Origin of the sequence: Cupriavidus sp. GA3-3 (genome assembly GCF_000389805.1) — a bacterium.
GTDB classification, from domain to species: domain Bacteria; phylum Pseudomonadota; class Gammaproteobacteria; order Burkholderiales; family Burkholderiaceae; genus Cupriavidus; species Cupriavidus necator_D.
This window is the reverse complement of the sequence record NZ_KB944505.1, coordinates 31,331-45,040: the sequence shown is the minus strand read 5'-3', so window position 1 is coordinate 45,040 and position 13,710 is coordinate 31,331. Positions and strand designations below refer to the sequence as shown.

Sequence of the window (13,710 nt, the reverse complement as noted above, 5' to 3'; positions counted from 1 at the left end):
CATGACCAAGACAATCGACAAGACCATGAGCGCGGCCGACGTGGTCGGCCAGCTCGCCGATGGCATGACCATCGGCATCGGTGGGTGGGGCCCGCGCCGCAAGCCGATGGCGCTGGTGCGCGAGATCCTGCGCTCGCCGCTGAAGGACCTGACCGTGGTCGCCTACGGCGGCCCCGAGGTGGGCATGCTGTGCGCGGCCGGCAAGGTGCGCCGGCTGGTGTTCGGCTTCGTCTCGCTCGACGTGATTCCGCTCGAGCCCTACTTCCGCCAGGCGCGCGAGCGCGGCGTGCTGGAAGTGACGGAGCTTGACGAAGGCATGCTGCAGCTGGGCCTGCGCGCCGCGGCCGCGCGCCTGCCGTTCCTGCCGACGCGCGCCGCGCTGGGCACCGACGTGCTGGACATGAATCCCCAGCTCAAGACGGTGCGTTCGCCCTATGCCGACGGCGAAGTGCTGGTGGCGATGCCGGCGATCGAGCTCGATGCCGCGCTGCTGCACGTGAACGACAGCGATGTGCTCGGCAACACCCGCATCGACGGGCCCGATCCGTTCTTCGATGAATGGTTCGCACGCGCCGCGCACCGCTGCTATGTGAGCTGCGAAGCGCTGCACCCGCGCCTCGAGGACGAAGACCTGGCGCGCGCGCGCAACAACGCCTTCGAGCGCTCGCTGGTAAGCGGCGTGGTGCACGCACCCGGCGGCGCCCATCCCACTTCCTGCGCGCCGGCCTACGGCTGGGACCTGCCCGCGCTGAAGGCGTACTGCGCCGGCGCCGAGGCCGAGGACGGCTTCCGCACCTGGCGCGACGAGGTGGTGGGCGCGAGCGAAGCGGCCTACCTGGAGCGCATCGGCGGCCTTGGCCACGTGCACGACCTCCCGCTGCCGGTACTTTGAACCCGCCAACCCAAGGAGCGACCGTGAGCGCCACTTATGAATTCACCCGCGCCGAGCTGATGATTGCCGCCGCCGCCCGCGAATGGCGCGACGACGGCGAGGTGCTGGCCACCGGCATCGGCACCGGCCCGCGCATCGCCGCCGGCCTGGCGCGGCTTGCGCACAACCCGGGCCTGCTGCTGACCGACGGCGAGGCCTACCTGGTGGAAACGCCGGTGCCGCTGGGCCCGCGCGAGCCCGGCTACAAGGTGCGCGCCAGCGGCTGGATGGGCTACTCGCGCGTGTTCGACTGCCTGTGGGGCGGGCGGCGCCACGCGCTGGTGATGCCGACACAGATCGACCGCTTCGGCCAGGCCAATATTTCCTGCCTGGGCGGCACCCATGCGCAGCCCAGGACCCAACTGCTGGGCGCGCGCGGCTTTCCCGGCAACAGCATCCACCACGCCAATTCCTTCTTCGTGCCGGCGCACAGCACGCGCGCGTTCGTCGCCGGTGAAGTCGACATGGTCTGCAGCGCCGGCTACAACCCGGCCCGCCGGCTGGAGGGCATGCGCAGCTTCGTTGACCTGCGCGTGATTGTCACCGACCTGTGCGTGATGGATTTCGGGGGGGCTGACCATGCCATCCGCGTGCGCTCGCTGCACCCGGGGGCGAGCTTCGACCAGGTACAGGCGGCCACCGGCTTTGCGCTGGCGAACACGCCCGGCGAGGCCCTGCCGGAGACGGCGCCGCCGACACCGGAAGAGCTGCGGCTGATCGCCCAGCTTGATCCGCACAACCTGCGCGCGGCCATCGTGCGCGGCAATCCTTCCGGACGCGTGTGAGGCCGACATGACAACGCCAGCTACCGAAGCCATCAGCCTTGGCCCCAATGCCGAGGTGCTCTACCAGGTCGCGGACGGCATTGCCACCGTGACCATGAACCGGCCGCAGTTCCACAACGCGCAGAACTCAAAGATGACCTACGCGCTGGACGAGGCCTACCGGCGCGCCGCCGCGGACGACGCGGTCAAGGTGATCGTGCTGCGCGGCGCTGGCAAGCATTTCTCGGCCGGGCACGACATCGGCACGCCGGGACGCGACATCAACGAGTCGTTCGAGCGTGCCTCGCTCTGGTATGACCACGTCAACAAGCCGGGCGGCGAGTTTCTTTATGCCCGCGAGCAGGAGGTCTACCTGGGCATGTGCCGGCGCTGGCGCGAGCTGCCCAAGCCGACCATCGCCATGGTGCATGGCGCCTGCATCGCCGGCGGGTTGATGCTGGCATGGGTATGCGACCTGATCGTGGCGTCGGACGATGCCTTCTTTGCCGATCCGGTGGTGCGCATGGGCATTCCCGGCGTCGAGTACTTCGCGCATCCCTACGAGCTGCATCCGCGCATCGCCAAGGAGTTCCTGTTCCTGGGCGAGCGCATGGGCGCCGAACGCGCCGAGCGCATGGGCATGGTCAACCGCGTGGTGCCGCGCGACGCGCTGGAAGACACCGTCTACGGCATGGCCGCCAAGGTCGCGCAGATGCCGCGGCTGGGCCTGACGCTGACCAAGCAGGCGGTCAACCATGTGGAAGACCTGCAGGGCAAGCGCACCGCGATGGATGCGGTGTTTGCCTGGCACCACTTCGCCCATGCGCACAACGAGCTGGTCAGCGGCGACAAGCTCGGCGGCTATGACGCGCGCGCCATGGCCGCTTCGCAACGCACCGGCGAGGACAAGGCATGAGCACCGCGAGCCTGCACACCGTGCTGTGCGACCTGCTGGGCTGCCGCTACCCCATCGTGCAGACGGCGATGGGCTGGGTGGCGGATGCGAAGCTGGTCGCGGCCAGCGGCAATGCCGGGGCCTTCGGCTTCCTGGCCGGCGCCACCATTGCGCCCGGCGAGGTCGAGCGCGAGATCCTGCGCGTGAAGGCGCTCAGCGACCGGCCCTTCGGCATCAACTTCCACATGTTCCAGCCCAACGCGGATGAAGTGATCGAGATGGCGATCCGCCACCGGCTGCGCGCCGTCAGCTACGGGCGTGGCCCGGACGCGAAGATGATCGGCAAGCTCAAGGCGGCCGGCGTGGTCTGCATGCCGACCGTGGGCGCGGCCAAGCATGCGGCCAAGGCCGTGGAACTGGGTGCGGACGTGGTCACCGTGCAGGGCGGCGAGGGCGGCGGCCATACCGGCGGCACGCCGACCACGCTGCTGCTGCCGCAGGTGCTGGACAGCGTGAGCGTGCCGGTGGTGGCCGCCGGCGGCTTCTTCGACGGCCGCGGACTGGCCGCGGCACTGGCCTACGGCGCGGCCGGCGTGGCCATGGGCACGCGCTTCCTGATGTCGGCCGAATCGCCGGTGCCGGCGCCAACGCTGGAGCGCTACGTCAAGGTGCGCGACCCGGCCAGCATCCGCGTATCGCTGGCCATTGACGGCCTGCCGCAGCGAATGATCGACAACGACCTGCTGCTGGCGCTGGAGAAGGCCGGTCCGCTGCGGCGCACCTGGCTGGCGCTGGCGGCCGCGCGCAAGTGGCAGGCGCGTACCGGCATGCGCAGCGCGCAGATGCTGGCCACCGCCTGGCGCGCGATGCGCGAGCAGGACTACAGCGCCGCCCAGACCCTGATGGCCGCCAACGCGCCGGTGCTGATCCAGCGCGCGATGGTCGAGGGATGCCCCGATGAAGGCGTGCTGCCCAGCGGCCAGGCCGCCGCGGCGATCCGGGCCATCGAATCCTGCGAGCAGATCGTGGCCGGCATGGCCGCGCAGGCACAGGCGCGCCTGGCGGCGCTGGCTGGCGCCGGACTGGCTGCAGCGGCCTGACCCACAGACAGAGGAAACCATGCAAACGAACAAAAAGACCGGGCCGTTCCGCATCGACACCGCCGACGGCATCGCCGAACTGGTAATCGACCATGCGCCAGTCAATGCGCTCGACTGCGCCGGCTGGCATGCGCTGGCCGCCGCGATCGACCAGCTGGGCACCGATCCCGCCGTGCGCGTGATCGTGCTGCGCGGCGAAGGCCGCGGCTTCTGCGCCGGCGTCGACATCAAGGAGCTGGCCGCGCACCCGCAGCGCATCGTCGATGTCAACGCCGGTAACTACGCCACCTTCCGCGCCGTGCATCGCAATCCCAAGCCGGTCATCGTGGCCGTGCACGGCTTCGTGCTGGGCGGCGGTATCGGCATCTGCGGCGCGGCCGACATCATCGTGGCCGCAGATTGTGCGCGCTTTGGCGTGCCAGAGATCGACCGCGGCGCCATGGGCGGCGGCGCCCACCTGCAGCGCATGTTCGGCGTGCAGAAGGTCAGGGCGATGTACTTCACCGGCGAGATGATCGATGCTGCCGAGGCGTACCGGCTGGGCGCGGTCGAGCGCGTGGTGCCGCGCGCAGAGTTGCGCGAGGCCGCCATGACGCTGGCCCGCCAGATCGCCGCCAAGAGCCCGGCCATGCTGCAGCTGGCCAAGGAAGCGCTCAACGGCGTGGAAGACGGCAACTTGGAGGACAAATACCGCTGGGAACAGGGCTTCACGCTGCAGGCCTACATGAGCGCCGATTCCGGCGAGGCGCGCGCCGCCTTTGTCGAAGGCCGCGAAGCCCGCTTTGCGCAGGGAGAGCGCGATGCAGCTTGAATACACCGACGCCCAGCGCGCCTTCCGCGCCGAGGTGCGCGACTGGATGGCCGCGCACGTGCCGCGCACGCCGCTGGCGAGCTTCGATACCGAAGCGGGCTTCGCCCAGCACCGCGCGTGGGAGGCCACGCTCAACCAGGGCCGCTGGAGCATGGTCACGTGGCCGGCCGAGCTGGGCGGGCGCGGCTGCGACCTGATCGAGTGGCTGATCTTCGAGGAGGAGTACTGGCGAGCCGGCGCGCCGATGCGCGTCAACCAGAACGGCATCTTCCTGCTCGGGCCCACGCTGATGGAATTCGGCACCGAGGCGCAGAAGGCGCGCTTCCTGCCGCGCATGGCCTCGGGCGAGCATGTCTGGGCGCAGGGCTGGTCCGAGCCGAGCGCAGGCTCGGACATGGCCGCGATCCGCTGCAGCGCGATCCGGCAGGGCGATGACTATGTGATCAACGGCCAGAAGATCTGGTCGACGCGGGCGGTGTGGGCGGACTGGCTGTTCGGCCTGTTCCGCACCGACCCGGCCTCGACCCGACACCATGGCCTGACCTTCATCCTGATGCCGCTGGACACGCCCGGCATCACCGTGCGCCCGATCCGCCAGCTCAACGGCCAGACCGGCTTTGCCGAGATCTTCTTCGACGACGTGCGCGTGCCGGTGGAAAACCGCCTGGCCGCAGAAGGCGCCGGCTGGCAGGTGGCCATGGCCACCGCCGGCTTCGAACGCGGCCTGATGCTGCGCTCGCCGGCGCGCTTCCAGGAAACCGCGCGCGCGCTGGTCAGGCTGTACCAGGCCAACCGCGAGGCGGCGGACCGCGACCCGTCGCTGCGCGAGGCGGTGCTGCGCGCCTGGATGGACGCCGAGGCCTACACGCTGTCCACCTACGCCACCGCGAGCCGCCTGGTGCGCGGCGGCCATATCGGCGCGGAGTCGAGCACGAACAAGGTGTTCTGGTCCGAGCTGGACATCCATATGCACGATACCGCGCTGGCCATCCTGGGGCAGTCCGCAGAGGTCGCGCCCGACGGCCAGCCGCCGGGTTCGCTCGGCCACTGGCTGGATGGCTTCCTGTTCTCACAGGCCGGGCCGATCTATGCCGGCACCAACGAGATCCAGCGCAATATCGTCGCCGAGCGCCTGCTCGGCATGCCGCGCGCATGACGGCACCCGGGGAAAACACCATGGATTTCGCATTGACCGAAGAGCAGGAGCAGTTTGCCGAGGCGATCCGGCGCTTCCTGATGACCGAGATGACGCCCGAACTGACGCGCGAGCTGTGGGCCACCGAGTCTGGCCGCTCCGACGCGCTGTGGCGCCAGCTTGCCAACCAGGGCCTGACCGCGGTGATGGTGCCGCAGGAGCAGGGCGGACTGGGGCTGGGCGAGGTCGAATGGGCGCCGCTGGCGCAGGCCTGCGGCTACTTTGCGCTGCCCGAGCCTTTGCTGGACACTGCGCTGGTCGCGGCCGGGCTGCTGCGCGATGCGCTCGCGGCGGCGCCGAACGCCTCGGCGCACGAACGCTGCGCCACGCTGCTGGAGCGCATCGCCGCCGGCGATGCCCGCGTGGCGGTGGCGCATCCGCAAGAGCGGCTGGTGGCCGACGCCCATGTCGCCGACGCGATCCTGTGCGCGCACGAAGGTGCCGTGCACCTGCTGCGGCCCGACCAGGCCGTGCTGACGGCGCGCACCGGGCTCGATCCTTCGCGCCGCCTGTTCGAGCTGGCGTGGACGCCGGCCGCGGAGTCCGAACTGATCCCGTCCGGTAGTGGCCTGTGGAGCAGCGCGCTGAACCGCGGCGCGCTTGGCGTGGCCGCGCAGCAGCTGGGCCTGACCCAGCGCATGCTGGACCTGGCGATCGACTACAGCGCGCAGCGCAAGCAGTTCGGCAAGGCCATCGGCGCCTACCAGGCGGTCAAGCACCTGCTGGCCGACGTGGCGATCCAGCTCGAGTTCGCCCGGCCGGTGCTGCTGCGCGCCGCCGCCGCGCTGGCGCACGGCCTGCCCGACGCGGGCCTGCATGTCTCGCACGCCCGCGTGGCCGCCGCGCGCTGCGCGTGGAGCGCGGCGCGCCAGGCGATCCAGGTGCATGGCGCAATGGGCTACACCTGGGAGCTGGACCTGCAGATCTTCACCAAGCGGGCCTGGGCCCTGGCGGGAAGCTGGGGCGACCGTGCCTTCCACAAGGCGCGCATGGGCGCGCACATCCTTGACGGCGCGCATGAGATCGGCGCCGGCGCCACCTTCGCCTGAATCCAAAGAGAACCATGACCATGAAAGACGCCTATATCGTTGATGCCCTGCGCACGCCCACCGGGCGCCGCAAGGGCGGACTGTCGCACATGCACGGCGCCGACCTGGGCGGCTTCGTGCTGGCCGAGCTGGTGCGCCGCAATGGCATTCCCGCCGAGGACTATGACGACGTGGTGTTCGGCTGCGTCGACACCATCGGCCCGCTGGCCGGCAATATCGCCCGCAGCGCGTGGCTGGCCGCCGGCCTGCCGCTGACGGTGCCGGGCGTGACCGTGGACCGCCAGTGCGGCTCGTCGCAGCAGGCAGTGCACTTTGCCGCGCAGGCGGTGATGAGCGGCACGCAGGACGTGGTGATTGCCGGCGGCGTGCAGACCATGACCCAGATCCCGATCTCGTCGGCCATGCTGGCAGGGCAGGCGCTGGGGTTTGCCGACCCGTTCTCGGGCAGCAAGGGCTGGCAGGCGCGCTTTGGCGATGCGCCGGTGTCGCAGTTTCACGCGGCGCAGCGCATTGCCGATCACTGGAAACTGTCGCGCGAGGCCATGGAAGCCTACGCGCTGGCAAGCCATCAGCGCGCCGCCGCGGCCATCGAAGGCGGCCGCTTTGCGCGCGAGATCGTGCCGTGCGCAGGCGTGAAGCATGACGAGACCCCGCGCCCCGATACCACGCTGGCCAGGATGGCTGCGCTGGAACCGCTGATGCCCGGCAGTTCGCTGACTGCGGCTGTGTCCAGCCAGACCGCCGATGCCGCCGCCGCGCTGCTGATCGTCTCGGAAGACGCGCTCAAGCGCTACCAGCTCAAGCCGCGTGCGCGCATCGCGCATATGAGCGTGCTGGGCGACGACCCGCTGTGGATGCTGACCGCGCCGATCCCTGCAACCAGACGCGCACTGGAGCGCAGCGGCCTGCGCCTGGCTGACATCGACGTGGTCGAGATCAATGAAGCGTTCGCCTCGGTGGCGATGGCATGGCTGGCCGAAACCGGCTACGCGGCCGAGCGCACCAACCCCAACGGCGGCGCCATCGCACTGGGCCACCCGCTGGGCGCCACCGGCGCGCGCCTGATGACCACGCTGCTGCATGAGCTGGAACGCACCCGCGGGCGCTACGGCCTGCAGACCATGTGCGAAGGCGGTGGCCTGGCCAACGTCACCATCATCGAACGCTTGTAAGGAGACCGCCATGGGAATCTGCGACGCACGCACCGTCATCATCACCGGCGCCGGCGGCGGGCTGGGCCGTGCCTATGCGCTGGCCTTCGCCGCCGAGGGCGCCAACGTGGTCGTCAACGACATCCGGCGCGAGGCGGCCGAGGCCGTCTGCGCGGAGATCCGTGCAGCCGGCGCGAAGGCAAAAGCGGCGCTGGCCAGCGCTGACGACATCACGCAGCTGGCCACCGCGCAGCGCATCGTCGATGCCGCGGTCGAGGCCTTCGGCGAGGTCCACGTGCTGGTCAACAACGCCGGCATCTGCCGCGACCGCATGTTTGTCAGCCTGACCGAAGCGGACTGGGACGACGTCATGCGCGTGCACCTGCGCGGCCACTTCTGCCTGGCCAACCTGCTCGCCAAACGGTGGCGCGATGCCGCCAAGGCCGGCCGCGCCGTCGACGCGCGCATTATCAACACCAGCTCCGGCGCGGGCCTGCAGGGTTCTGTCGGGCAGTCCAACTACGCCGCCGCCAAGGCCGGCATTGCCGCGCTCACGCTGGTGCAGGCCGCCGAGCTGGGCCGCTATGGCATCACCGCCAATGCGCTGGCGCCGGCGGCGCGCACCGGCATGACCGAAGACGTGTTCGCCGACATGATGCGGGCGCCGGCCGACGGCTTCGACTACTACGACCCGGCCAACGTCGCGCCGCTGGTGGTGTGGCTGGGCAGCGCCGCCTCCGCGCAGGTCAACGGGCGCATGTTCGAGGCGGCCGGCGGCATGGTTTCCGTGGCCGACGGCTGGCGTACCGGACCCAGGACCGACAAGGGATCGCGCTGGCAGCCGGCCGAACTGGGCGCAGCCGTGGCGGAACTGCTGGCGCAGGCGCAGCCGCCCCAGCCGGTCTACGGCAGCTGAGCGCGACGGCCATGGACTTCTCCCTTAGCCTCGAACAGCAGATGGTACGCGACAGCGCGCGCGACTACCTCGCCGCGCACAGCGATTCGGCGGCGGTGCGGCGCGTGACCGAGGCGGGTGCCGCGCACGACGAAGCGCTGTGGCACGCGGTCGCGGGCGAACTCGGCTGGTGCGGCATCGCACTGCCCGAAGCCGTGGGCGGCGCCGGCCTGGGTGCGCCCGGGCTGGTGCTGCTGCAGGAACAACTGGGCCAGCGCCTGGCCTGCGTGCCGTTCTGGTCCGCCGTGTGCGTGGCCGCGCCCTGGCTGCAGGCCAGCCTGGGCCCGCGTGGCAGCGCGCATTGGCTGGAACGGCTGGCCTGTGGCGAGCTGCGTGCCGCCGCGGTGTTGCCGGACGATGGCGGCTGGCAGTACGACGGCGTCGCCATTGGCGCGCAGGCGGGCGCGGATGGCTTCGTGCTGCGCGGCTGCGCCGCCCAGGTGGCCGATGCCGCCGGCGCCGACTGGCTGCTGGTGCCGGCCCGGCTCGAAGACGGCGTGCCTGCGCTGTTCCTGCTGGAGCCAGCAGTACTGGCACAGGATGCGCGATTCATGCTGGCGCCGCTCGATACGCTGGACCGCACGCGGCCGCAGGCCGCGCTGCGGCTGGACGGGCTGCCCGTGCCCGCCAGCGCCTGCCTGGCGCGCGCGGACGCGGCGGCGTTTGGCCTGGCCCAGGCCTGGTGGCACGGCAAGCTGATGCTGGCGGCGGAGCAGCTTGGCGCGGCCCAGCAATGCCTGGACCTGACCGTAGCCTATGCCTCGGAACGGATCCAGTTCGGGCGCGCCATTGCCTCGTTCCAGGCGGTCAAGCACCGCTGCGCGCAGATGATGGTGCTGGTCGAGGCGGCGCGCTCGGCGGTGTATGGCGCGGCGCAGGCGTGGGAAACGGGCGAGGTGGCCGATGGTACCGGCATCCGCCTCGACATCGCCGCCGCATCCGTGGCAGCCGACGATGCCCTGCGCTTCTGCGCGCAGGAGGCCATCCAGTTGCATGGCGGTGTCGGCTTCACCTGGGAATACGACCCCCAGCTCTATTTCAAGCGCGCGCAGGCCGCCAGCCACTGGCTGGGCGGTGCCGGCGCGGCGCTGGCGTATCTCGCAGCAAATGGCCCGCACGCGTGGAGGACAGCATGACAGCGAATCAAGAGGCGGCATTCCGCGCCGAAGTCGCGCAGTGGATGGCCGCCAACCTGGCCGGCGAGTTCGCCTGCCTGAAGCACCGCGGCGGCCCCGGCGACGAAGAGGCCTATCCCGAACTGCGCAAGGCGTGGGAGCGCCGGCTGGCCGAAGGCGGCTGGACCGGCCTGGGCTGGCCGCGCGCGCATGGCGGGCGCGAGCTGCCGGTCATGCAGCAGGTGATCTTCCATGAGGAATACGCGCGGGCAGGGGGGCCGGGCCGCATGGGCCATATCGGCGAGGGGCTGATCGGCCCGACCCTGGTCGCCTTCGGCACCGACGACCAGAAGGCGCGCTTGCTGCCCGGCATCCTGAACGGCACCACGTTCTGGTGCCAGGGGTATTCGGAGCCTGGCGCGGGCTCGGACCTGGCCAATGTGCGCACGCGGGCGGAGCGCGATGCGGCCACCGGCGACTGGCTGGTGAGCGGCCAGAAGGTGTGGACCTCGCTCGCGCACGATTCGGACTGGATCTTCGTGCTGGCGCGCTGCGAGCCCGGCTCGCGCGGCAGCAAGGGCCTGGTCTTCCTGATGCTGCCGCTGGACCAGCCCGGCATCGAGATCCGGCCGATTCGCCAGATGGGCGGCGGCGCCGAATTCAACGAGGTGTTCTTCGACGGCGCACGTGCCGCCGCCGCCGATGTGCTGGGCGCGCCCGGCGATGGCTGGCGCATCGCCATGGCGCTGCTGGGCTTCGAGCGCGGCATCTCCACGCTGGGCCAGCAGATGCAGTTCACGCATGAACTGGAATGGGTGGCGCAGGCCGCGCGCGACAACGGCAGCAGCCGCGACGCGCTGGTGCGCCAGCGCATCGCGCGCGCCTGGGCCGGCCTGCGCGTGATGCGCGCCAATGCGCTGCGCATGCTGGCGGGCGCGGCGCAGGCGGGCCAGGACGGCGGCACCGCGCTGCAGCGCGACGCGCTGATCTACAAGTACTACTGGTCCAACTGGCACCGAGACCTGGGCCAGCTGGCGCTGGACGTGCTGGGTCCGCTGGCCAATGTGCTGGACGCCGGCGACACGCGCCGCACGCGGCTGCAGCAGATGGCGCTGTTCTCGCGCGCCGACACCATCTACGCCGGCACCAACGAAATCCAGCTCAACATCATCGCCGAACGCGGCCTCGGCATGCCGCGCGAAGCACGAGGACAGTCATGACCCTGAACACCGAAATCCCCAGCGCCCCGGCCTATGTGCCTGGCCATCAGTTGCTCGCCGGCAAGAGTGTGCTCATCACCGCCGCGGCGGGCGCCGGCATCGGCTTTGCCGCCGCGCGCCGCTGCGCCGAGGAGGGCTGCCGCGCGCTGATGATCTCCGACGTCCATGAGAAGCGGCTGGCAGACGCGGTCGAGCGCTTGCGCGCGGAAACCGGCCTGCAGGCGATCCATGGCCAGCTTTGCGATGTATCGGATGAAGCGCAGGTGCGCGCACTTGTGGCCGCCGCCGAAGAAGCCTTGGGCGGAACCGACGTGCTGATCAACAACGCCGGCCTGGGCGGCTCGCGCCGCCTAGTTGATATGGACGATGCCGAGTGGTCGCGCGTGATCGATATTTCCCTCACGGGCACCTTCCGCATGACGCGAGCGATGTTGCCGCACATGCAGGCGCGCCGGCGCGGCGCCATCGTCAACAACGCCTCGGTGCTGGGCTGGCGTGCGCAGAAGGAGCAGTCGCACTACGCCGCGGCCAAGGCCGGGGTGATGGCGCTGACGCGCTGCAGCGCGATGGAAGCCGCCGAATTTGGCGTGCGCATCAATGCGGTGGCGCCCAGCATCGCGCTGCATGACTTCCTGAAGAAGTCGGCGCCGGCCGACCTGCTGCGCCAGCTCAGCGAGCGCGAAGCGTTCGGGCGCGCGGCCGAGGTGTGGGAGGTGGCCAATGTGATGGTATTCCTGGCCAGCGACTATGCCTCGTACATGACGGGCGAGGTGCTGCCGGTGAGCAGCCAGCGGGCTTGAAGGGAAACAGTTGGGACCGGGAACAACGCAGGAACCAGACATGCCAAGAATCTTCCGTTCTGCCGAAGACATCCACGCCGCCGTCGGCCAGCGCCTCGGCGAGAGCGCCTGGACCCAGATCACCCAGGAACAGGTCAACCAGTTCGCCAATGCCACCGGCGACCACCAGTGGCTGCACGTGGACCCGGAGCGCGCCGCGCAGGGCCCATACGGCGCCTGCATCGCGCACGGCTACCTGACGCTGGCGCTGGTCAACCAGTTCCTGCCGGAGCTGGTCACGGTCGAAGGCATGAAGTGGGGCGTCAACTACGGCTGCGACAAGGTGCGCTTCCCGGCGCCGGTGCGCGTGGGCGCGCGCGTGCGCGGGGTGGGGGAACTGGTGCGGGCCGAGACCTTGCAGGGCGGCGTGCAGTCGGTGGTGCGCATGACCGTGGAAATCGAAGGCGGAGACAAGCCGGCCTGCGTGGCCGAGACCATCAGCCGCTATTACTTCTGAACAGGAATCCGGAATGAAAGAAGCAGTCATTGTCGCCGTCGCGCGCACACCGATCGGCAAGGCCTTCCGCGGTGCCTTCAACGACACCGAGGCCCCGGTGCTGGGCGGCCACGTGGTGCGCGCGGTGGTGGAGCGCGCCGGCGTGGATCCGTCCGAGGTGGAAGATGTGCTGATCGGCGCGGCCGCGCAGCAGGGCACCCAGGGCTACAACCTGGGCCGCCTGTGCGCTGTGGCGGCCGGCCTGCCGGACAGCGTGCCCGGCATGACCATGGACCGTATGTGCGGCTCGGGCCTGATGACGATCGCTGCGGGCGCCCGCGCGATCCAGTGCGGCGAGGCCGACATCATCGTCGCCGGCGGCGCGGAATCTATCTCGCTGACGCAGACCAGGCACAAGAACAGCTACCGCGCCCAGTCCGAAGCGGTGCTGGCGCGGCAGCCGGCAGCCTATATGGCAATGATCGAGACCGCCGAGGTGGTGGCGCGCCGCTATGGCATCAGCCGCGCCGAGCAGGACGCCTACGCCTGGCGCAGCCAGCAGCGCACCGCCGAGGCGCAGCGGCGCGGTGCCTTCGATGACGAGATCGTGCCGCTGGAAACGCGCCGCGCGCTGTTCGACAAGGCCGGCACGCTGACCGGCCACGAGACCGTTCGGCTTGCGCACGACGAGTGCAACCGGCCCGATACCACGGCCAGCAGCCTGGAGGCGCTGAAGCCGGTCTGGAGCGGCGGCCAGGCGGTGGCCGCCGGCGAGCACATCACTGCCGGCAATGCCTCGCAGTTGTCGGACGGCGCCGCCGCGGTGCTGATGATGAGTGCCGACGAGGCCCGCCGGCGCGGCCTGCGCCCGCTGGGCCGCTACCGCGGCATGGCGGTGGCGGGCTGCGCGCCGGACGAGATGGGGATCGGCCCGGTATTCGCCGTACCCAGGCTGCTCGCGCGCCATGGCATGACGGTGGCCGACGTGGGCCTGTGGGAGCTGAACGAGGCCTTTGCCTGCCAGGTGCTGTACTGCCAGCAGAAGCTGGGCATCCCGGATGCGCGCCTGAATGTCAACGGCGGCGCGATCTCGATCGGCCATCCGTTCGGCATGTCGGGTGCGCGCATGACCGCGCATGCATTGATTGAAGGCCGGCGCCGCGGCGTGCAGCAGGCAGTGGTGACCATGTGCATCGGTGGCGGCATGGGTGCCGCCGCGCTGTTCGACGTTCTGTAATCACAAGCAGCC

The 13,710-nt window shown here is 70.5% G+C and carries 14 protein-coding genes; all 14 read left to right on the top strand.

The window, feature by feature from the left end:
- Nucleotide 1 precedes the first annotated feature (1 nt).
- From C265_RS30190 to C265_RS30125, 14 genes are read left to right on the top strand one after another with little or no spacing between them, the layout of a single operon-like run.
- Nucleotides 2-892: a CoA transferase subunit A gene (locus C265_RS30190; protein ID WP_010813981.1), complete on the top strand. Its 891-nt coding sequence runs from the start codon at nucleotides 2-4 to the stop codon at nucleotides 890-892.
- A gap of 23 nt (nucleotides 893-915) precedes the next feature.
- Nucleotides 916-1,716 (top strand): CoA-transferase subunit beta, encoded by an 801-nt coding sequence (locus C265_RS30185; protein WP_010813980.1) that lies wholly within the window; start codon nucleotides 916-918, stop codon nucleotides 1,714-1,716.
- Nucleotides 1,717-1,723: 7 nt separating this feature from the next.
- On the top strand, nucleotides 1,724-2,611 hold the full coding sequence (locus C265_RS30180; RefSeq protein WP_010813979.1) for an enoyl-CoA hydratase: 888 nt from the start codon (nucleotides 1,724-1,726) through the stop codon (nucleotides 2,609-2,611).
- Nucleotides 2,608-3,690: a nitronate monooxygenase family protein gene (locus C265_RS30175; RefSeq protein WP_010813978.1), complete on the top strand. Its 1,083-nt coding sequence runs from the start codon at nucleotides 2,608-2,610 to the stop codon at nucleotides 3,688-3,690. The genes C265_RS30180 and C265_RS30175 overlap by 4 nt, the downstream gene beginning before the upstream one ends.
- 19 nt (nucleotides 3,691-3,709) lie before the next feature.
- Complete coding sequence (locus tag C265_RS30170) at nucleotides 3,710-4,501, top strand: enoyl-CoA hydratase family protein (protein WP_010813977.1); 792 nt, start codon at nucleotides 3,710-3,712, stop codon at nucleotides 4,499-4,501.
- On the top strand, nucleotides 4,491-5,657 hold the full coding sequence (locus tag C265_RS30165) for an acyl-CoA dehydrogenase family protein (RefSeq protein WP_010813976.1): 1,167 nt from the start codon (nucleotides 4,491-4,493) through the stop codon (nucleotides 5,655-5,657). The genes C265_RS30170 and C265_RS30165 overlap by 11 nt, the downstream gene beginning before the upstream one ends.
- 20 nt (nucleotides 5,658-5,677) lie before the next feature.
- A complete protein-coding gene (locus C265_RS30160; RefSeq protein WP_010813975.1) occupies nucleotides 5,678-6,745 on the top strand; it encodes an acyl-CoA dehydrogenase family protein in 1,068 nt (355 codons plus the stop codon).
- A 20-nt stretch (nucleotides 6,746-6,765) separates the two neighbouring features.
- Nucleotides 6,766-7,917 carry an acetyl-CoA C-acetyltransferase gene (locus tag C265_RS30155; RefSeq protein WP_010813974.1) on the top strand — a complete coding sequence of 384 codons (1,152 nt, stop codon included), beginning with the start codon at nucleotides 6,766-6,768 and terminating at the stop codon, nucleotides 7,915-7,917.
- Between the two features lie 10 nt (nucleotides 7,918-7,927).
- Nucleotides 7,928-8,812 carry an SDR family oxidoreductase gene (locus C265_RS30150; RefSeq protein ID WP_010813973.1) on the top strand — a complete coding sequence of 295 codons (885 nt, stop codon included), beginning with the start codon at nucleotides 7,928-7,930 and terminating at the stop codon, nucleotides 8,810-8,812.
- A gap of 11 nt (nucleotides 8,813-8,823) precedes the next feature.
- Nucleotides 8,824-9,987 carry an acyl-CoA dehydrogenase family protein gene (locus C265_RS30145; protein ID WP_010813972.1) on the top strand — a complete coding sequence of 388 codons (1,164 nt, stop codon included), beginning with the start codon at nucleotides 8,824-8,826 and terminating at the stop codon, nucleotides 9,985-9,987.
- On the top strand, nucleotides 9,984-11,186 hold the full coding sequence (locus tag C265_RS30140; RefSeq protein ID WP_010813971.1) for an acyl-CoA dehydrogenase family protein: 1,203 nt from the start codon (nucleotides 9,984-9,986) through the stop codon (nucleotides 11,184-11,186). The genes C265_RS30145 and C265_RS30140 overlap by 4 nt, the downstream gene beginning before the upstream one ends.
- Entirely contained in the window at nucleotides 11,183-11,986 is an 804-nt protein-coding gene (locus tag C265_RS30135) for an SDR family oxidoreductase (protein WP_010813970.1), read from the top strand. The genes C265_RS30140 and C265_RS30135 overlap by 4 nt, the downstream gene beginning before the upstream one ends.
- A gap of 40 nt (nucleotides 11,987-12,026) precedes the next feature.
- Nucleotides 12,027-12,482: a MaoC family dehydratase gene (locus tag C265_RS30130; protein WP_010813969.1), complete on the top strand. Its 456-nt coding sequence runs from the start codon at nucleotides 12,027-12,029 to the stop codon at nucleotides 12,480-12,482.
- 13 nt (nucleotides 12,483-12,495) lie between these two features.
- Nucleotides 12,496-13,698 carry an acetyl-CoA C-acyltransferase gene (locus C265_RS30125; protein WP_010813968.1) on the top strand — a complete coding sequence of 401 codons (1,203 nt, stop codon included), beginning with the start codon at nucleotides 12,496-12,498 and terminating at the stop codon, nucleotides 13,696-13,698.
- The last annotated feature ends 12 nt before the right edge of the window (nucleotides 13,699-13,710 follow it).